The sequence below is a fragment of the Marinomonas sp. AWM4_232 genome (assembly GCF_056158325.1).
Genome location: NZ_JBSWTA010000001.1, coordinates 1,567,127 through 1,588,430 on the forward strand (window position 1 = coordinate 1,567,127; position 21,304 = coordinate 1,588,430).

The window sequence follows — 21,304 nt, forward strand, 5'->3', positions numbered from 1 at the left end:
AGATGCTTTGCACTTTTTTAAACACTTGCTCGGCCTTGGTAGTGATTGTCATTTATATTAACCAAGGAAATCCATACGATGAGTGTAACGCTTGCGCCTAACTTTCCCTATTCACCCCTAAAAATAGCCATCGCCGCGGCGTGCTTATCTTTTGGGGCTATCTTGCCATTAGACGTGGCCATTGCTGCCACTGAAAGCACCAGTTCCAGCCAAAGAACGTTTTCTGTGTCCGTTGCCCCAGGATCTCTGGCGAAAGTATTGGGCCAGTTCGCCTCTCAGACGGGGACAGCCCTATCATTTGATGGCACGTCTGATGCGCTATCAAAGCGTTCACGTGGTATCAAAGGTCAATACAGTGTGGCAGGCGGATTTCAACAGCTTTTACAAGGAACAGGGCTGATCGCGACCTCCAAATCCGGCAACGGCTATACCGTGAAACAGGTCTCTACTGATGGGCAAAATACACTACCAGTGTTGGATATCACGGCTAATGCCTTTAGCAATACAACCGAAGGCACCGGCTCCTATACGACAGGCTCTATGAACACCGCTACAGGCCTTGACCTATCAATTCGCGAAACGCCCCAGTCGGTAACAGTTGTCACCAGTCAGCAGATGGAGGATAGAGGCTCAACGACGATCAAAGATGTTTACAATAATACCGCTGGTATCACCGCAGGCTCCGCGGGGACAGGAGCTGACCCTGCTGTATTTTCTAGGGGCTTTAAAGTACGTAATTTACAATACGATGGAGAAGCTGTTGATTTTAGCGCTTTTGTATATGAAGGGGGATCCCAACCAGATCTTTCTACTTATGATCGTGTTGAAATTGTTCGAGGTGCTGCAGGACTTCTTAATGGGAAAGGTACACCCTCCGCAGCCATAAACTTGATCCGCAAAAAGCCAACAGAAGAGTTTCAAGCATCCACCAGCGCTTCGATAGGTCGCTGGGATAAACGACGCATAGAGGCTGATGTCTCTGGAGCTTTAAGCCAAGATGGTAACATTAGAGGGCGACTGGTTGCCGCCCATCAAAATAATGAATCTCATATTGATTACTTTGAGCAAGAAACGAATGTTCTATATGGGGTAACGGAATGGGACTTAACGCCCGATACCCTAATTACGGTTGGTATAGATTATAAAAAAAGCGATCAAAAAGGTGTAGGTTACGGCGCAAATACGCCTTTATTCTTTTCTGATGGCAGTAGGGCAAATTTACCTATATCAACATCAACCTCTTGGAAAGATGCCTTTAATATTTCAGAGAAAACTAACTTTTTCACTGCTTTAGAGCATAATTTTTCAGATGCTTGGAGTAGTAAAGTCGCGATCAGTCATACTAAAATAGAAAATCCATTTGCAAAAGCATATATGGTTGGCTTTCCCGATAAAGAAACTGGTTTAGGAATGACAGTAAGTAATTTATGGGGCGGTGATTTCGAACGAGATATTACAAATATCAACTTATCTTTAGAAGGTAATTATACTCTTTTCAACCGGGAGCATGGCCTCACTCTCGGATGGAGTTACGCTTCTAATAAATTAGATGGAGTACAGTATGAAGCAAGAAATACTGGAGGAGCATCTTCAATACCGAGAGGTAGTATTTATGACCTTAATTGGGATGGGATTTCTTTTACGACAAACCCTAATGCATATAGATCATCAAAGGTAGAGCAGTCAGGATTTTATATAGCCAATATATTTAGTATAACTGATCATTCGAATATTGTACTCGGAGCAAGACTAAGTAGCTGGAAAGAGAGATCTAATCATAACTTTCTTAGTGAAAATTTTAGCATAACTAGCGATGAAGAAGACAGTGGCATTATTACTCCATATTTTGGTGTAACGTATGATATTAGTGAACACAACACAGCTTATGCAAGTTACACCAGTATTTTTGAGCCTCAATTTGACTATGATATAGACAATAAAATATTGGACCCTATTGAAGGTAATAATTATGAGATAGGTTTAAAATCAGAGCGTTACGACGGCAAGTTAAATCTAAGCGCGGCAGTATTTAGAATTGAACAAAAAAACTTAGCTGAGCAGTTATTCGATGAAGATGGCGCTCCTATTACGATTAATGGTGTTTCAAGATACACAACTGTTGATGGTGTGACATCTGAGGGCGTTGAGTTGGAAGTCTCTGGAGAAGTCTATCCAGGAGTCCAAGTCTACGGTGGTTACACTCATACATCAATCGAAGACAATGAGGGGAAGAAATACAATACAAGAATCCCTCGCGATACGTTTAGCTTATTTGCGACGTCAACATTAAAAGGAGATTTGGCGGGCCTAACTCTAGGAGGTGGGGTTCGCTGGCAGAGTGATATTAGTGGTGAATCAGATACTTGGGCTCGAGGACCAAATGGCGAGGTTCTTAAACAAAAAAGTTACTATTTAACTGACGTATTTGCCAATTATCACTTCAATGATAACTTGTCAGCCAATATTGCGATTGGAAATTTATTTGATCAAAAGTATGTTGAGCGAGTTGGAGAAACGTCTGTAGTCTATGGAGAGCCTCGTAACATCACCGCCAAAGTTAAATATGATTTCTAAGAAATATGGAATCATATAAGGTATAGACTTTGTAATCTAAGGAACATGCGAACAAGCCGGCTATATGAGGTAGCCACTCGTGAACAATGGCGTTTTTAGTCAAAAACGCCATTTTATTTTCTAGCCTTCGCGGCAATAGTAATCCCCCCCGAAAAAATAACAGCAGCCAAAAGTAGAATTTTCTCGTACTCTAAACGCAGGAGGGTAATCCCCCCGAAAAATAACAGCAGCCAAAAGTAGAATTTTCTCGTACTCTAAACGCAGGAGGTTCTGCATGAAAAAATCACGTTATACCGATAGCCAAATCATGGCCATACTAAAGCAAGCAGAGGCAGGCACACCCATTCCTGAGCTATGTCGAGAGCATGGTATGAGCTCGGCAACATTTTACAAATGGCGGTCCAAATATGGTGATATGGATGCCTCTTTAATGGCTCGTATGAAAGAACTTGAGGAAGAAAACCGTCGTCTTAAAAAGATGTATGCAGAAGAACGGTTAAAGGCGGAGATCATACAGGAAGCCATGGCAAAGAAGTGGTGAAGCCATCCCTTCGACGAGAGATGGCACTTCATGCTGTAGCGAATAAGGCGGTGAGCATTCGTTTGGCCTGCTCTGCTTTTATGATCAGTGAAACCTGTTATCGTTACAAGAGCCTTTTGAATGATGACAATGCTTTGATCGCTAAACTTTTAGTTGACCTAGCAGAGACTCAAACGGATTGGGGGTTTGGGCAATGCTTCTTTTATCTAAGAAACGTAAAAGGCCACACTTGGAATCATAAACGTGTCTATCGAATCTATTGCGAGTTGGCGTTGAATCTACGAATCCGCCCAAGAAGACGCTTAAAGCGGAACGTACCTGAACCCTTGAAGGAGCCAACCAAACGAGATCAGGTTTGGTCTATGGACTTTATGCATGACCAACTTATCGATGGTCGCCACTATCGTCTATTTAACGTAATCGATGACTTCAAGCGCGAAGGACTAGCGATGGAAGCAGGCTTTTCCTTACCGACCTTGAGGGTGATACGCACGCTTGAGCAATTGCTTGAATGGCGAGATAAACCACAGATACTGCGTTGTGATAACGGGCCGGAATTTGTGAGTCATGAGTTTACTCGTTGGGCTAAAAAGAAAGGCATTAGAGTTGAATACATCCAACCTGGCAATCCACAACAAAATGCTTATATTGAACGATATAATCGAACAGCTAGATATGGATGGGTAAGCAAGCATCTTTTTGAAACACTTGAGGAAGTGCAAGACTATGCAACGAAATGGTTGTGGTTTTACAATCACGAAAGACCACATACAGCTAACGGAGGCAAGCCACCTCTAATGGCTGCTTAACCTCTACTTTTGAGCTAAGTTAAAAAAGGGAGGATTACCTGTTGTTCAGACAGAGAGCCATGGATGGTTTACGCTCCCAGGATGGGAGCTCTGTCTTTCTTCAGGGCGATCAATGAGCCGCATGGAAGCGGCGGAGAGTCTCTTAAGGCGTTAACGTCACATTCCAAGGCAGCAAGGCAGCAAGTCATCGACGTCTGCACCTGTTTTGCGTTTTGGTAGTTCTTCAAACAATGTCGCCAAGTAGTCGTAAGCGATCAAGCCATTGGCTTTGGCGGTTTCGATCATACTATAGAGCCTCGCACTGGCCAGGGCACCATTTTCCGTATTTGAGAAGAGCCAGTTCTTTCGCCCAATCACAAACGGCTTGATGGCTCGCTCGGCACGGTTGTTGTCGAAGTTGAGGTGTGGATCGTCAACATAGCGAATAAGCTTATCCCATTGGTTGAGACAGTAATTTAAAGCACTGGTGAGCTTGTCTTTTGGCGGCTTGTTTTTCACTGTTTTTTCTAGCCACTTCTTAAAGTCGTTTAGCACTGGGATCGACTGTTCACGGCGATAAGCAAAGGCCTTTTCCGTTGTCTCGCACTATGCCACTCTATTTTGGGGAAGATCAGTGTCGAGCTAGACAAGGTTATGCGGCAGAAAACCTAGCGACCACCCGACAAATCGTTCTAAACCTACTAACAGCAGGAAACCAGTGTAAAATTGGGTATCAAAAACAAGCGTAAGGCCTGTGGTTGGGATGATGCGTATCTGTTCAAGGTGATGGTCCTGATCAAATAATGTTCATGCGTTTGCCCTGGCAGGGAGGTGTCACCTTAACCTTGCTTCTTATTGATTGCTTTTTGAGAGTACTTTGCTCTAAGATGCGACTAATTCTCATTATCTGTAAATATTTGGTTAATTCCTAGGTGCTTGGTGTGTCGGATCCAAAAGCGGCGGAAACAACAGTAATACATAATCTCTACAGTGATCATCATAGTTGGTTACGAGGGTGGCTAAAGAAAAAGCTTGGCTGTGGCCAACGGGCGGCAGACTTAACCCAAGATACTTTTGAGCGTGTATTGATGCGAGGTGACGTAAGCTCTGTGAGGGAGGCACGCCCTTGGCTGGTAACGATCGCGAAACGCCTGTTGATTGATAAAGGTCGCCGTGCCCGTTTAGAGCAAGCTTATCTAGAAGAGTGTGCTGCGCTCGCGGAGCAACGCCCTGAATTTGCGCCTTCTGCCGAAGAGTTACACCATGCTTTACAAACCTTGCAGTTGATTGCCAAAGCTTTGGAACAACAGTCTGACAGTGTACGCCAAGCTTTTATTTGGCGTCACCTTGATGGCTTGAATCAAGCTGATATTGCAGAGCGTTTACAGGTATCAAACACCATGGTGCGTAAGTACCTTGTGCAAGGCTTAGTCGCTTGTTATGAGGCATTCACGGAGGATGGCATATGAGTAGTATTGCCGCGCAAGCTGCAGAATGGGTCCTGAGATTATCAGAGGAGGGCGCTGCATTGAGTCATGATGAGCGTCAATCCTTTGAAGGTTGGTATGCCGCCGATGAGCGCCATCGTAAAGCTTTGGATGCAATGCAGGGCTTGGTTGGGGCGATGCACACTATGCCGACAGAAGCCGCCCATGCTGCGTTGAATGCAGGACAACAACAGCCTCAGCAAAATAGCTGGTCTACGCTATCAAAAACGCTGCTTGTGACCATTATGTTGTTGATGCCGATTAGTTATATGTTTGGGCTACAGCAACAGGTGCAGGTTTGGCTGGCTGACAAGCGTACAGAGGCGAATGAGTGGCGTAGTTGGACATTAGAAGATACATCTAAGCTAACGTTAGCGGGTAACTCGGCGGTGGATATTGAGTTTGATGCAGCGCTGCGTCAATTTATATTATTGCGTGGTGAGCTGCTAATTGATGTCGCCCGTGATTTGGATAGACCGCTAAGGATTGAAACTCAATATGGTCTGTTCGAAGCCCTAGGAACGCGCTTTACTGTCCAGCTAAAAGAGGATCACGCGATAGTGACTGTTCTAGAATCTAAGGTCAAAGCGACTTTGAATAACAAGGATGTAACGGTCACCGCAGGTCAGCAATTAAAGGTGTATTCGGACCATTTTGCAAAGCCTCAGACACTAGACACAAAACGTTTTGAGCGTAATTGGAAAGCTGGCCAGTTTGTGGCAAATGGTGTGCCGCTGACAAAGGTTTTGAAGGAGTTGTCGCACTACCACAAAGGCCGTTTATTGTTTGATGAAGTGGCGTTGTCCAGCATTCCTGTGATGGCCGTCCTGCCAATGCAGGAACCTGAGCGGGCGCTGGCTTTATTAAAAGAGAGCTTGCCTATCGAGGTACAAGAGTATTCCCCTTGGTTAATTCATATTGCCAATAAGGAAAAATAATTTTCCAGTATGGTTCCATTTGTCTGTCTTTATTCGTCAAGTAAGTATAGACACCCAACATAAAGGACAGACTCAATGACATACCCTTCTTATAAGCGGGGCCAACGTCCCGCTTTGCTTTTTGCCTCCAGTATATTGCTCGCGCCAGTGGGACTGGCCTTAGCACCCCCTAGCTGGGCGCAGACGTCGATACATCAAGTATTGCAGGTAAATGTACCCGCAGGTGCGTTGGGACCAGCGCTCAATGAATTTGCGCAGCAAGCAGGTATTGCCATTTCTTTTGATGCACGTTTGGTGACAGGAGAAAAGAGCCAAGGCCTATCCGGCTCGATGAGCGTCGATGAAGGCATCAAGCGCTTGTTAGCCGGTACAGGGTTACAAGCGATATTGTCTAACGCTGGTTATCGTATTGAGCGTAGCCATTCAACACTGATTGCGATCAATGTGGAAGCAGATGAGCTGCGCAGTACAACCGAAGGCTCTGGTTCTTATACGACAGGCTCTATGAACACTGCTACAGGGCTTGACCTATCGATTCGCGAAACGCCTCAGTCGGTGAGTGTATTGTCAAGCCAGCAAATCAAGGATCAAAACCTGGAAACCTTAGATGATGCATTACGCTCTATTAATGGTTTACAGGTCAGTAAAGGCACTCTAGTGGGAGACTCGGGAGACTTTTCAGCTAGGGGATTCGAAATTGATAATATCACCGTTGATGGAATGCCAAATAGTGTCGGGGGCAATGGAACCTTCAATGCAGATAATGCAGATTTGGCTATCTATGATCGAGTGGAAGTCGTAAAAGGAGCGGCGGGACTCACCACAGGAAGCGGTAACCCATCAGCCGCAGTCAATTTGGTTCGTAAACGGCCAACGGCAACCCCTGAAGCTGCTATTACAGCAAGTATTGGCTCATGGGATGATAAACGCCTAATGTTTGATGGTAGCAATGCGTTAAATGCTGATAAATCTATTCGTGGTCGTGTGGTTACCAGCATTCAAGATAAAGACAACTTTTATGATGGGGAAAATGACAATACTGAGCAGCTTTACGGCATCTTAGAAATCGATTTGTCTGAAAAGACTATGTTAACAGCAGGAGCGCATTGGCGTAACCTAGAAAGCGACGGACTCTACACTCGTTTACCAGTAAACTCGGATGGTAGCTTTATAGACCTTCCCCGATCAGCCAACTATGGAAATGATTTTGATTACTGGGATCAACAAACTAAAACAGTATTTGCAGAGCTACAACATCAGCTCGATAATTATTGGCAGGTCACGCTGTCTGCCACCCATAAGCAGCAAGATCTAGACATGCTTTTTAGTGGCTTGTATGGAAGTGAAGAGGCCTTTTATCCAGATTCTCAGCGTTACAAGATGGATCGTCGTCAAAGTAATCTGGCATTGAATGCAAATGGCCCTTTCTCTGCTTTTGGTAGAGACCATGAGCTATCTCTTGGGATTTCACATCGCTCAGATAAGTTTGATGCCTATGGTGGTTGGGCAGATTCTTCTTGGTCTGAAGGTCTTCCCTTAGTGGATATATACAACTGGGACTCCAGCATTATTCCAAGACCTGAAATCCCTTTAGATCTCTGGTCACAGTCGTTTGAAACTAAACAAACAGGTGCGTTCGCAGCAGCAAAGCTTAGCCTTAGTGACCCGATGACTTTAATCATTGGTACTCGTATTGATAGCTATAAAATGCCAAGCAATAGAGAGTATAATCCTGATACTCAAGTCACGCCTTATGCGGGTTTAGTTTATGACCTCGATACAAACCATTCAGTATACACCAGCTGGACAGAGATATTTCAACCACAACAAGTAACAGATAAAAATGGTACTGTGCTCGACCCTATTGTAGGAACAAATATCGAAGCGGGCTTAAAAGGTGAGTATTACGGTGGCAAACTAAATGCGAGTTTTGCTGTATTCCAAATTACTCAGGAGAACCGCCCCGTCGATGACCTTAGCAGTCAAAACCCTTGTCCCGGAGCGCGTTGGGGTGGCTATTGTAAGCGTGCTGCTGGAGAAGTAGAAAGCAATGGGGTTGAGCTTGAAGTTAGTGGCGAAGTCAGTCCTGGTTGGCAGGTGATGGCAGGCTACACTTACACTTCAGCGGAATACAGCAAAGATCAAGACGCTGATAATATCGGTAAGCCATTTGACCCCGACTACCCAGAGAGCCAGTTCAAATTTGCGACCACATACCAATTACCTGGCGAGCTATCAAATTGGAGATTAGGTGCTAATGCCTACATACAGGACGGCACGTACTCTAGCAATGATGAAAACATCAGACAATCAGGTTATGCAATATTCGGCGCTAGTGCGCATTATGATTTTAGCGATGATATGTACGTACAACTAAACGTAAATAATCTGTTTGATAAGCACTACTATCAAGATCTTGGCTGGGCTACTGGCGGCACTCGACCTGGTGAACCACGTAGTTGGGCATTGTCGTTCAATTGGCAGATGTAGATGTCAGGTTGATAAGCATTTCCACTGCAGCGAAATTTAGTGTCTGAACTCACAGAAACTATGGGTCGACAGATAGTAGCTGTAAATGGAAATAGCTACCACACATTTTAAATGTCCAAAAACAAAGGAAGGTCACGTCAGACGTGTCCTTCTTTTGCCCCTCGTTCGTCATATCAATTAAAGCCATGTGTTTTGGATGGCACGTCTTTTCGCAAATGTTTCTGTGGGTATCTGTTCTGTATGAGTAGCATGAGTATTCGGCTGCGCAATATTGGCGTGGTGTTGGTATGTGGGTTGTTGGTTTGGCTGTTTTTGCAACGTAGTAATGGCGCCGAGTCCATTATGTATGAAACCACACCGGCTAAGTTAGGGGATATCAAAGCTGTCGTGGCTGCCGTAGGTACATTATCTCCTCGTAATTCTGTGGAAGTTGGTGCACAGGTCTCAGGGCAGATTGTGGATCTTGCGGTAGTGCCCGGAGAGCGAATATCCGATGGTCAGCTGTTGGTTGAAATTGATGCGAGTTTGCAGCAGTCGACCGTTGATGCAGGCCGAGCTGAGCTTGCTGCGCAACAGGCGCAATTACAGTCTCGTCAAGCGGAAGCCAAGTTAGCGGAGCAAACATACCGTCGCCAGCAACAGCTTGCTGAACGCAGTGCGACCCACGCTCAGGATGTGGAGACAGCGTATGCGAATTGGCAAATTGCCCAAGCCAGTATCAATGAGTTGAAGGCGTTGATCGATCAGACCATGTCGCGTTTAAAAGGAGATGAAACACAGTTAGGCTACACGCGTATTTATGCGCCGATGGATGGCACAGTGTTGTCGGTGGACGCCAAGAGAGGTCAAACGCTCAATGCCACGTACTCGACACCCGCCGTCATGACGATAGCGGATTTAAGTCATATGACCGTCGAAGCGAAAGTCGCTGAGGCGGATATTCAGGCTATCCGACCGGGTATGCCTGTTTGGTTTACGACTCTAGGTAATACCACTCGGCGATGGCATGGGCAGGTGAGGCAGATTTTGCCCGCGCCATTAGACAACGCTGAGAATCCGAACATAGTGCATTACCCAGTGCAGTTTGATGTAGCAAATGATGATGGAGTACTGATGTCCGGCATGACGGTTCAGGTCTCTTTTGTGACGGAGCAGGCAGAAGATGTCTTGTTGGTGCCGTTGCAAGCGTTGCATCCTGTTGAGATGGAGCGCGGAGCCTATCGTGTACAAGTCAAAGCACCAGACAATTCGGTGCACTGGCGCGATATCCAGATTGGCCGCCAAGATACGTGGTCGGCTGAGGTGATTGATGGGTTACAAGCGGGCGAGCAGGTCGTCACTGGTGAGCGAGGCCTCTCTAAGGGGAACACATGAGTGATCCGTCTTATGCAGGAGAAACGCCATTAATTGAGTTGCGTAACATCATTAAAGAGTATGGTGGCGATCAGAAAAATGGCGAGCCAGCTGTGCGTGTATTGCATGAGCTGTCACTGTCGATTCAGGCAGGCGAGTTCGTCGCGATTATTGGTACATCGGGCTCTGGAAAGTCTACGTTGATGAATATTCTCGGCTGTTTAGACCGACCCAGTTCAGGAGAATATTTGTTTGCAGGGCAAGATGTCGCACACTTTTCCAGTGATCAATTAGCTTGGCTTAGGCGTAGTGCGTTTGGTTTTATATTTCAGAGCTATCATTTGATCCCCAGCGAGAGCGCAGCGGAAAACGTGGCGGTCCCAGCGTTGTACGCAGGTATGCCGGAATCTGAGCGGCTGCATCGAGCGGCGGGACTATTGGAACGTCTTGGCTTAGAGGGGCGCTTGAATTACTTGCCTAAGCAGTTGTCCGGTGGTCAGCAACAGCGTGTCTCCATTGCTCGGGCCTTAATGAATGGTGGCAGTATTATTCTAGCGGATGAACCGACGGGGGCGCTGGATACTCAAACTGGGATTGAAGTGATGGCGCTCTTGCGAGAGCTAGCCGAGGCTGGACACACCGTGATCTTAATTACTCATGATACAGACGTTGCCGCACAAGCGAAGCGCATTATCGAAGTACGAGACGGGAATATTATAGGAGATAGTCAGCAAGCACTGGAAGCTGAAGTGCTTGCGGATTATGCCAATCCTAATGAGCCAGTAAAGATTCCAGATCCCGCGACGGCAGATACCCAACAGGGCAGCACCTTAATGGGAGGGCTACTGGATGCCAGTCGAGCAGCTAAGCGCGCCATGCTATCGAATCCAATTCGTACCATGCTCACGTTACTCGGGATCATTATCGGCGTGGCAGCGGTGATTGTTATGCTATCCATCGCCGAAGGGGCTAAGCAGCAGATTGCCAAAGGGTTAGGGCAGTTTGGTACAAACTTAATGTATTTAAATGGACGGTCTCCGACACCACGAGCCCCTGAAGGCGTTATTAGTGATACGGATATGGAAGTACTGCGACGACTGCCAGAAGTGGATATTGTCGAGCCAACGGTCGGCATGACCCAAGTGATTCGTTTTGCCAATGCTGATTTTAGTGCCTATGTGCGTGGAAACAGTGCGGATTTTCCATTTCTGTTTACGTGGTCGGTTACAGAGGGTCGCTTCTTCAGTAAAGCGGAATATCAGCGCACAGCGGCCGTGGCAGTGATAGGGGAAAAGGTTCGCGAGCGATTATTTGGTGCAACACAAAGCCCGCTCGGGCAATTTATCATTATTGGTAATGATCCGTTTCAGGTGGTTGGGGTATTGGGTAAGAAAGACAATGACGACACCTTTGATCAAAACGCGCAGGTTATTATTCCCTACGTCACCGCTGTGACGCGTGTCCTTGGGCCAACCGACCCAAGCTGGGTGAGTATCGCGGCAAATGAAAGCTATGATTTGGCGCATACTGAAGCTGTTATCCATCGCACATTACTCAATCAACACAAAGGCGTAGAAGATTTTGATTTGAATAATAACGCGGCCTTACTACACAACCAGCAGCAAATTATTAATCAAGTGTCTCTACTGCTTGGCGCGATTGCGGCGGTGTCTCTGCTAGTGGGTGGAATTGGCGTCATGAACGTCATGCTTATGTCGGTGCGGGAGCGCACTAAAGAGATTGGTATCCGCATGGCAACGGGCGCGCGTCAGCGAGATATTATGCGTCAGTTTTTGACCGAATCTATATTGGTGTCTTTGGTGGGTGGGGCAATAGGTATTGTATTCTCTTTTGCCCTGCTCGATGTGGCGCTTCTGTTGAAGGAAGATTTGCCCATCGCCGTTGTGCCCTCGGTGGTCTTGGGAGCATTCGCTTGCGCTTTATTAACCGGCGCGGTATTTGGCTTCGCCCCGGCTAAACGAGCGGCCAAGATGACGCCGGTTCAAGCGCTTAACAGTGAATAATAAAGGATGCGTTGCTCTTAATACTTCTGCTTATCGCTCTTATTGGCAAAACCTGCCGAACAAGTTTCCGGCCCTCCTTAAACTGCCTCTTTTTCGTCAGGTGCCTAGGCCCCTGACGAAAAAATATTCAGTTTATTTCAAGCTTTAACATTACTGTCACAAAGCCTCTTTATAGTTCTCATCATCGAAAGAAAACGAAGTTTATTCGGGCTCTCTGATAAAGATTTCGATTCATACAAAACTGACGATAACCATTGAGGTTGAAGTGATGAAAAAACTAGTTGCGACTCTAGCAGTGTCTACTCTAGCAGGTGTTTCTGCTAACGTAATGGCAGACGTTGATGCAAACCTACCTTCTTACACTAAAGCAAGTGGTGTATCAGGTAACATCTCTAGTGTTGGTTCTGACACGCTAGCGAACCTAATGACGCTATGGGCAGAAGATTTCAAACGTCTTTACCCTAACGTGAACATCCAGATCCAAGCAGCTGGCTCTTCTACTGCGCCACCAGCGCTAACAGAAGGTACTTCTAACTTCGGTCCTATGTCTCGTATGATGAAAGACAAAGAAGTTGCAGCATTCGAGAAAAAATACGGCTACAAGCCAACTGCAATTCCAGTTGCTATCGACGCTCTAGCAGTATTCGTACACAAAGATAACCCAATCAAAGGTCTATCTCTTCCAGAAGTCGATGCGATCTTCTCTTCTACTCGTAAGGGTGGTCACAGCGAAGACATCACTAACTGGGGTGCCGCTGGCCTTGAAGGCGCTTGGTCTGACCGCGACGTACAAATCTTTGGTCGTAACTCTGTATCAGGCACTTACGGTTACTTCAAGAAAGTTGCTCTATTCAAAGGTGACTACAAAAACTCTGTAAACGAGCAGCCTGGTTCTGCTTCTGTAGTACAGTCAGTTTCTACATCTCTTAACGGTATCGGTTACTCAGGTATCGGTTACAAAACGTCTTCAGTACGCGCTATTCCTCTAGCGAAGAAAGAAGGTGGTGAACTAATCGAAGCGACTCCAGAAAACGCTGCGACTGGTAAGTATCCTCTATCTCGCTTCCTTTACGTTTACGTAAACAAAGCACCTAACAAGCCACTTGCTCCACTAGAGCGTGAGTTCGTTAAGATGGTTCTTTCTAAAATGGGTCAAGAAGTTGTAGTGAAAGACGGTTACGTTCCACTACCAGCTAAAGTATCTGCGAAATACATGAAAGACCTAGGTATTCAGTAAGACTGGATAACAGGGAAAGTTTGCAGGACGCAAAATGAGCAGGGGGGATTTGATCTCTCCTGCTTTTGTTGTGTTGCGAGCTGTCACAAAAATGTCATAAAAAGTGAATTCGGATGAGTACAAAAGCGGATCAAAAAATACCCGAACTGGATTTCGATACGCCAGCGCTGAAGCGTCATCGTAAAGTTCGCGCGCTAAAAGATCGTACTGCGAGCGTTGGCATAGCCATCGGCGGTAGCAGTGTGATCTTGGCTGTCCTTCTAATATGTTTCTACTTGATGTATGAAGTTGCACCGCTATTTTCAGGTGCCAGCATTGAGCAAAAAGACAGCTATGCTTTACCGGCTGAACAGTCTGGTAAAAGCTTATATTTAACCTCAGAAGAGCAAACAGAAGTGGGTTTCCGTGTTGCAGAAAACGGCGACATGATTTACTTCGATATGACGAATGGACGTGTCATAGACAAAGTAGAGAACCCATTAGGTCAACCCACAGCGTTTGCATTAGAGTCTGATACCAGCCGTATGATGGCCTTCGCATATGAAGATGGTCGTGTGTTGGTAGCACAGCAGGCTTATAAAACGACTTATCCTGATGGCGAACGTTTAATTACGCCAAGCATCGAATATCCATACGGAACAGATGGCATCCAAGCCGCTAATTTTACTCCTCGCTTGCTAAGCATTCGCGATGGTGAAGAGCGTCTTACGATTGCGACAGTGGGTGATCAACAGTCACAGGTGACACGCCTTTCTAAAGACGTGAACTTCATTACTGAAGAAGTTGAGCTGACAGAAAGTAGCACGGAGATTCCATTCGTTGCAGGCTCTCACTCTCTTTTGATCTCTGGTGATCAACGCTATCTATACGTTGCCGATCAGCAGGGCAACATGTCTGAATTTGATATCCGTGACATTGATGAAGTTGAGCTTAAGGATCAAATTGATCTGATCGACAGCGATGCACAGTTGGTGTCTATGCGTTACTTGCTTGGCCAATCATCTGTGATGGTGGCAGACAGTGCCGGTCGCGTGAGCCAATGGTTCAATGTGCGCGATGATAATAACGTTGAGCACCTTACTTACATCCGCGATGTTACTCACCCAACGGGTCTTGTAGACATGGCGATGGAGCACCGTCGTAAAGGTTTTGCTACCTTGGATGATCGTGGCGTGGTGACAATCTTCAACGCAACGTCTAGCCGTGAAGTGGTGAATGAGCGCATCAGCGATGATTCTGCTTACATGATCAGCTTTGCACCACGTGCCAACGCTCTTTTACTTGAAAACAGCGAAGGCATGAACGTATTTGCGGTAGACAATGAGCACCCTGAAGTCTCTTGGTCGTCTATCTGGGGCGAAGTGTGGTACGAAGGTTACCAAGAACCAACGTACACATGGCAGTCTTCTGCGGCGAACAACGACTTCGAGCCAAAATACAGCTTGATGCCATTGGCATTCGGTACCCTAAAAGCAGCGTTCTACGCAATGTTAATGGCCGTGCCATTGGCGATCTGTGGCGCGATCTACACAGCTTACTTCATGGCACCAGGTCTACGCCGTAAAGTAAAACCTGTGATTGAGCTAATGGAAGCGCTACCAACGGTTATTCTAGGTTTCTTAGCCGGTCTATTCTTCGCACCGTTCCTAGAAGAAAACCTAGCGGCAGCGTTTAGCATCTTGGTTATCTTGCCATTAGGCATCTTGTTCTTTGCCTTTATCTGGTCACGCATGCCGCAAAGCATTCGCTGGATGGTGCCTGATGGTTGGCAGCCAATGCTGTTGATCCCAGTTGTCGTGCTGTTAGGTTGGTTCTGTGTGGCGATGAGCCCTGTGATCGAGCTGAACTTCTTTGACGGTAACATCCGTGGCTTTATCACCAATGATCTAGGCATTACCTTCGACCAACGTAACGCGCTGGTAGTGGGCTTTGCGATGGGCTTTGCCGTGATTCCAACGATCTTCTCGATCACTGAAGATGCGATCTTCTCGGTGCCAAAAGCACTGACACAAGGCTCTCTAGCATTAGGTGCGACTTACTGGCAAACCATGACTCGCGTGGTACTGCCAACGGCGAGCCCTGGTATTTTCTCTGCCATCATGATCGGTATGGGTCGTGCAGTGGGTGAAACCATGATCGTACTGATGGCGACCGGTAATACGCCAATTATGGACTTCAACATCTTCGAAGGTATGCGTACCTTGGCAGCCAACTTGGCCGTGGAAGTACCTGAGTCAGAAGTGGGTAGCTCGCACTACCGTATCTTGTTCTTGGCAGCGTTTGTGTTGTTTGCCTTCACATTTGTTGTGAACACCATCGCTGAATCCGTGCGCCAGCACCTACGTAAGAAATTCGGATCGTTGTAATGAGTAATGAACTGAAATTAAAAAATCAAACCGTATCCCAGTGGGTGAAGTCTGGTGATCCATGGGTATGGCTAAACGCAGGTGCAGTGGCGATCTGTGTGATCATGGTAATTGGTCTATTAGCGCTGATTGCGGTACGTGGTCTCGGTCACTTTTGGCCAGCGGACATTAACCAAGGTACATACAGTCTACCTGGCTCAACGCCATACACATTGGTTGCGGAGCGTGTTGAGTCAGCGGAAGTACCTGCTGCTCAGCTACGTGAAGCAGGCATCGATGTAGCCGACCATCATGACTTGATGATGCGTTCATTGATGAAAACGGGTAACCGTGATGTGTACGGTTCAGATTTTCGTTGGGTGATTGATGAGTACTACACAGATATCACTAAGCCAGAGATGCTGTTTGCAGCAGAACGTCATGAATGGGGCAACTTATACGGTTACCTAAAAGCCGTAAAAGAAGACGGCAAGGTCGTTGCTGAAACTGCGGACCTAACGCCAACGGATTCTGCTTTAGCGACTTGGGCTGCCTTTGAGCGCAGTATTGAGCGTGCGACAACGATTTACGACGACATTCACGAAGTGGAAAAAGACGAAATCGGTGCGATCAACCACAAGCTAGAGCGTCTTCGTCTGGAACAGCGTCGTCTTGAATTGAACAACGAATTAACGCCAGCGAAATTGGCCGATATTGATGCGCAACGTGCAGAGCAAGATGCGCTGTATGAAGCATTACAGCAACGTCTGATCGACCTATACGCCGAAATTAACCGTGATACCTTCGTGGTACAGGTAATGGATGGCAGCGTACATGAGCTGCAAGTGGCGAAAGTTGTTCGTGCTTACCGTCCTAATGCGATGGGCATTGCTGAAAAACTAGGCTTCTATGGTTCAAAAGTGGTGGAGTTCCTAACCGCTGAACCTCGTGAAGCGAATACGGAAGGTGGTGTTTTCCCTGCGATCTTCGGTACCGTAATGATGGTACTGTTGATGACCATTCTGGTGACACCATTTGGTGTCGTGGCGGCGGTTTACTTACGTGAATACGCATCACAAGGTTTTGTGACACGTACGATTCGTATCGCAGTTAACAACTTAGCGGGTGTACCATCGATCGTATACGGTGTCTTTGGTCTAGGTTTCTTCGTTTACTTCCTAGGTTCGGGGATCGACCAAGCGTTCTTCCCAGAAGCGTTACCGTCACCGACGTTCGGTACCGGTGGTCTAATGTGGGCGTCGATCACGCTAGCACTGTTAACCGTGCCTGTGGTCATCGTAGCGACGGAAGAAGGTCTATCACGTATTCCTCGTAACGTACGTGAAGGATCTTTGGCACTGGGTGCCACCAAAGCAGAAACACTATGGCGTGTGGTCTTGCCAATGGCCAGCCCAGCGATCATGACTGGTGTTATCCTAGCGGTAGCCCGTGCTGCCGGTGAGGTAGCGCCGCTAATGCTGGTTGGTGTAGTGAAATTGGCACCATCGCTACCATTGGATGGTAACTACCCGTTCATCCACTTGGATCAGAAGTTCATGCACTTGGGCTTCCATATTTATGATGTGGGCTTCCAAAGCCCGAACGTAGAGGCAGCGCGCCCATTGGTTTATGCGACTGCACTATTATTGGTAATCGTGATTGCATTGCTTAACTTAGCAGCCGTTACCATCCGTAACCACCTACGTGAAAAATACAAATCGCTGGAAATGTAAGACGGCGGAGAGAGACTATTATGAGCGAAACAACTACACACTCTATCGATATTTCAGCAATGCAACGTAGCCAGCAGGCGCTGCGCATTGAAGACGAAAAAGTTTGTCTTTCCGTTAAAGACTTACACCTTTACTACGGCGAGAAAGAAGCCCTGAAAGGGATCGACATGATCATCCCTGAGAAAAAAGTAACCGCGTTTATCGGCCCATCTGGCTGTGGTAAATCAACGCTGCTACGTTGCTTCAACCGTATGAACGACTTGGTAGACAGCTGTCGTATCACAGGTGAAATCAACCTGCATGACACGAACATCTACGAAAAAGGCACCGACGTAGCCGAGCTACGTCGTCGCGTGGGCATGGTATTCCAGAAGCCAAACCCATTCCCGAAAAGTATCTATGAAAACGTGGCTTACGGCCTACGTATTCAAGGCATCAACAAAAAGCGTGTGATCGACGAAACGGTTGAATGGGCACTGCGTTCAGCGGCGCTTTGGGACGAAGTAAAAGATCGTCTACACGAAAGTGCCTTAGGCATGTCGGGTGGTCAGCAACAGCGTCTAGTGATCGCTCGTACCGTAGCGGTTAAGCCAGAAGTGCTTCTTTTGGACGAGCCTGCATCAGCACTTGACCCGATTTCTACCTTGAAGATCGAAGAGCTGATTCACCAGCTAAAAGAAGAATTCACGATTGCCATCGTTACCCACAATATGCAACAGGCAGCACGTGTTTCTGACTATACTGCGTTTATGTACATGGGCAACATGGTGGAGTTTGGTGATACCAACAGCCTATTTACCAACCCAACGAAACAGCAAACTGAAGACTACATCACTGGTCGCTACGGCTAGGATAAGGAACGACGATTATGAGAGAGTTAACAGCGGATCATATTTCTCAGCAGTTTAACACCGAGCTTGAGACCCTACGTCAGCACTTTTTAACCATGGGTGGTGTGGTAGAAAATCAAGTAGCGGATGCTATTCATGCGCTACTTGAAAGCGATGGCAGCCTAGCTGAAGAAGTGAAAGCAAAAGACGCTACTGTCAACCAGCTTGATGGCATCATTGATGAAGAATGTACGCGCATTCTGGCAAAGCGTCAGCCTGCGGCAACCGACTTGCGCATGATTCTATCGATCAGTAAAGCGGTTGGTGAATTAGAGCGTATGGGCGACGAAGCGAAAAAGATTGCTAATCATGCCTTGAAGTTGATCAATGAAGGCGAATCGCCACGTGGTTACGTGGAAATCAGCCGTATCGGTCAGTTAGTAACACGCATGGTACGTGAAAGTCTGGATGCGTATGCGCGTTTGGACATTGATCTAGCGGTCGGTGTTGCCAAAGCCGATCGTACCGTGGATCTTGAATACAAAACAGCGATTCGTTCTTTGATCACTTACATGATGGAAGACCCACGTTCGATTGGTAGTGTATTCAATGTTATTTGGATTCTACGCTCACTGGAGCGTATCGGCGACCATTCTCGTTCTCTGTGCCAGCACTTGGTGTACTTGATCAATGGTGTCAACGTGCGTCATATGCCTGCGGAGCAGCTTGAAAAAGTGGCTCAGGACGACAAGAAAATCTAGCGAGTGAACTGCTTAGCTAAATGATGAAAAGGGCTGATTTATCAGCCCTTTTAACGTTATTCACTATTGAGAAGGGCATCTAGCTCAGCCACTTCTTGATGATAAGATGTTTGTGCAGCTTGGTATAAAATAGCTAATTGTGATGTTTGTTGCTGTGTCGCCAAGGCTTCTAACTGGGCGAACACTTGCGTGACACCACTCAATGCCAGATTTGAACTGGCAGATTTTAAGGAGTGGCTCAACTGCTCAACCGCTTCCAGATCGCTATCAGTGATCGCTTTACCGAGGTCGACTAGTTTTGGATAACTGTCCTCGATATAACTTTCTTTTACCCGCCGAATAGTATCTCTCCCTAATATTTCTAGAAGTGTCTTGAGCTGTGTTTGGTCCACTGACATAAAGGTCTCCTACCCTTAAAAGGCTAATATAGATTGCATCTGCACTGGAGTTATAGGATATCTAAAATAGTGACATGAATGCAGCTCTGGATAACTTCGTACTAAGGCTTCAGGCATGATAAGCTTAACTCCAAACTCTTTTAAATGCAGTAAACAATCTAACTGCGCAGATGACGACAGGGTCGTTTGATGAATAAACAAGGCATGAAATGGTAACGCTCTAGAGGCGGTTAAATGCTCTTTTATACTTGCCTCTGATATGGCTATTGTTTTAACCCTTGGCTGAAAAGCATTTATTAAAGCTTGATCAAGTAAACCATCTGTTTCAAGTATTGCTAGTACATAATTGTTCAGAGCAGAGTCAGTGTTTGAAGCTGCGTAATCATCAACCCCCATAGGCACATCAATCCAAATCTCCGACCCTTTATCGGTACTAGAAAAATGTAACTCACCATTTAATGCGCCGATTAAGAAATGGCAAAATGTAAACCCTAACCCCATATTTTTCACTTGGCTCATAATGGTGTTATTGGGGTTATGAGGGTTGCAGCGAAGTCCAGACTGTATCGCTTCAGGGAGGCCGTCGCCGTTATCTCTAATACTTATCTGAACCATTTTAGTTGCTTGTTTGTGTGCTCGCGCGGAAAGATCCAATATCGGTAAAGTAGACGGCCGAACTTGAATCAAAAGCTCGGCACCTTGGCAGAACGGAGCCAACTGGGTGATCAGTGTGCTTATGATTTCATGTAAGCGATGGAAATCAGTATCGACTTGGTCATTCAAGCGCGGGTCGATACTACACAAGGTGTGAATACGATAGCTATTAATGATTTGTGATAAGGAGTCCAAACTGCTACTTAAGTGCTCTCTCAGACTGCCTGTACTAGACTGTATCTGAAACTGCTTCGCTTCAATTAAAGAGAGGTCTTGATAGCAATCAAGTTGAGTTAGGACTTGTTGATGGTTACTCACAATACGAGATAACGGAAGACTAATATCTTCTGAAAGGTCTTGCTGTAATAGTGAATGACTACTATTAAGCGTTCCCTTTAGAGACATTTTCAACTCCATATTCATCTGGCGGATGGTTTCAAGTTTACCGAACTGTATGTCTTTTATGCGTTCCTCAAGGCGTTTATTGCGTCGATATGTGCCTTCGAGTTTTTTTGCGAGTTTGAAGCTGATTAGGAAAAGTGCGCCAGTTAATAGCAGTAGCAATAGTGCAATTAGCTGAATAGATTCGATTTGGTTGTCAAGCTCTGCTCGCTTTTTGGTAACAAAATCATTGGCGCTTTGATTGACAATTACGACGAAGTCACTTACTTGAGAATCTAAAGCCCGTAAGCGTTCCATTAGAATCGTAACCTGTCCTAAGTCACCTCGTTCAAGGTGATCGATATTCAAACTAATTAGCTCAAGCTCTCCAGAAATAATATTGAGCAGTCGAGTAACACGACCATTTGCGAACCCTCGAATATGACGCCCTAACTCGCCCTTACGTAGTAAATCGACACGGCTCAAAACAAGGTCGTATTGAAAGTAAGCATTGCCCTGTAGCGGTAAGTCACTTGCTTGTATTGACGACACATAGTCCATAAGACGGTAGGTTTGCAACTGTAGTTGTAATGAGTGCCACCGAGAGCTGTCAAATACTTGCTTCGCGTTTAAGCGCGAGCTGCTATCAGCTAAAGGAATAAGGAAAAAGGTCAGTATTGAAGAGAGTAGGGCACATGCCAACAGCAGCTTGCCAAGTGACCTATCCAGTAAGCTTACGTTTTTTGACACAGCGTGATCTTCACTCATTG

Annotated in this window: 14 protein-coding genes and 1 pseudogene; 12 read left to right on the plus strand and 3 right to left on the minus strand. The window is 46.3% G+C overall.

Annotated elements, in window-relative coordinates; genetic code table 11:
• Window positions 1-78: 78 nt before the first annotated feature.
• Window positions 79-2,574: a TonB-dependent siderophore receptor gene (locus ACXAC1_RS07465; protein WP_475060466.1), complete on the plus strand. Its 2,496-nt coding sequence runs from the start codon at window positions 79-81 to the stop codon at window positions 2,572-2,574.
• A gap of 274 nt (window positions 2,575-2,848) precedes the next feature.
• A protein-coding gene (locus ACXAC1_RS07470) for an IS3 family transposase (protein ID WP_475058452.1) occupies window positions 2,849-3,924 on the plus strand; the annotation gives its coding sequence in 2 pieces (ribosomal slippage) (window positions 2,849-3,110 and window positions 3,110-3,924; 1,077 coding nt in all).
• 156 nt (window positions 3,925-4,080) lie between these two features.
• On the opposite strand, the pseudogene ACXAC1_RS07475 reads toward ACXAC1_RS07470, so the two are convergent.
• Window positions 4,081-4,488, minus strand: a pseudogene (locus ACXAC1_RS07475) (IS66 family transposase); the annotation flags it as partial.
• A 356-nt stretch (window positions 4,489-4,844) separates the two neighbouring features.
• Here ACXAC1_RS07475 and ACXAC1_RS07480 point away from each other — a divergent pair.
• From ACXAC1_RS07480 to phoU, 10 genes are all read left to right on the plus strand, one after another.
• On the plus strand, window positions 4,845-5,372 hold the full coding sequence (locus ACXAC1_RS07480; protein WP_475060469.1) for a sigma-70 family RNA polymerase sigma factor: 528 nt from the start codon (window positions 4,845-4,847) through the stop codon (window positions 5,370-5,372).
• Window positions 5,369-6,328: a FecR family protein gene (locus ACXAC1_RS07485; RefSeq protein ID WP_475060472.1), complete on the plus strand. Its 960-nt coding sequence runs from the start codon at window positions 5,369-5,371 to the stop codon at window positions 6,326-6,328. Before ACXAC1_RS07480 ends, ACXAC1_RS07485 begins: the two co-directional genes overlap by 4 nt.
• Window positions 6,329-6,403: 75 nt before the next feature.
• Window positions 6,404-8,818, plus strand: coding sequence for a TonB-dependent siderophore receptor (locus tag ACXAC1_RS07490; RefSeq protein WP_475060475.1), 2,415 nt, complete (start codon window positions 6,404-6,406; stop codon window positions 8,816-8,818).
• Window positions 8,819-9,067: 249 nt separating this feature from the next.
• Window positions 9,068-10,192, plus strand: coding sequence for an efflux RND transporter periplasmic adaptor subunit (locus tag ACXAC1_RS07495; RefSeq protein WP_475060478.1), 1,125 nt, complete (start codon window positions 9,068-9,070; stop codon window positions 10,190-10,192).
• Window positions 10,189-12,195: an ABC transporter permease gene (locus tag ACXAC1_RS07500; RefSeq protein ID WP_475060480.1), complete on the plus strand. Its 2,007-nt coding sequence runs from the start codon at window positions 10,189-10,191 to the stop codon at window positions 12,193-12,195. The genes ACXAC1_RS07495 and ACXAC1_RS07500 overlap by 4 nt, the downstream gene beginning before the upstream one ends.
• Before the next feature lie 268 nt (window positions 12,196-12,463).
• On the plus strand, window positions 12,464-13,432 hold the full coding sequence (locus tag ACXAC1_RS07505) for a PstS family phosphate ABC transporter substrate-binding protein (protein ID WP_475060483.1): 969 nt from the start codon (window positions 12,464-12,466) through the stop codon (window positions 13,430-13,432).
• A 113-nt stretch (window positions 13,433-13,545) separates the two neighbouring features.
• Complete coding sequence (locus ACXAC1_RS07510; protein ID WP_475060486.1) at window positions 13,546-15,798, plus strand: ABC transporter permease subunit; 2,253 nt, start codon at window positions 13,546-13,548, stop codon at window positions 15,796-15,798.
• A complete protein-coding gene (pstA, locus tag ACXAC1_RS07515; protein WP_475060488.1) occupies window positions 15,798-17,510 on the plus strand; it encodes a phosphate ABC transporter permease PstA in 1,713 nt (570 codons plus the stop codon). The genes ACXAC1_RS07510 and pstA overlap by 1 nt, the downstream gene beginning before the upstream one ends.
• A gap of 20 nt (window positions 17,511-17,530) precedes the next feature.
• The gene (pstB, locus tag ACXAC1_RS07520; RefSeq protein ID WP_133561647.1) at window positions 17,531-18,361 is read left to right on the plus strand and encodes a phosphate ABC transporter ATP-binding protein PstB; all 831 of its coding nucleotides are present in this window, start codon (window positions 17,531-17,533) and stop codon (window positions 18,359-18,361) included.
• 17 nt (window positions 18,362-18,378) lie between these two features.
• A complete protein-coding gene (phoU, locus tag ACXAC1_RS07525) occupies window positions 18,379-19,101 on the plus strand; it encodes a phosphate signaling complex protein PhoU (protein WP_475060491.1) in 723 nt (240 codons plus the stop codon).
• A gap of 56 nt (window positions 19,102-19,157) precedes the next feature.
• On the opposite strand, the gene ACXAC1_RS07530 is transcribed toward phoU, so the two are convergent.
• Window positions 19,158-19,499, minus strand: coding sequence for an Hpt domain-containing protein (locus tag ACXAC1_RS07530; protein ID WP_475060494.1), 342 nt, complete (start codon window positions 19,497-19,499; stop codon window positions 19,158-19,160).
• 15 nt (window positions 19,500-19,514) lie between these two features.
• Complete coding sequence (locus ACXAC1_RS07535; RefSeq protein WP_475060497.1) at window positions 19,515-21,302, minus strand: ATP-binding protein; 1,788 nt, start codon at window positions 21,300-21,302, stop codon at window positions 19,515-19,517.
• Window positions 21,303-21,304 lie beyond the last annotated feature (2 nt).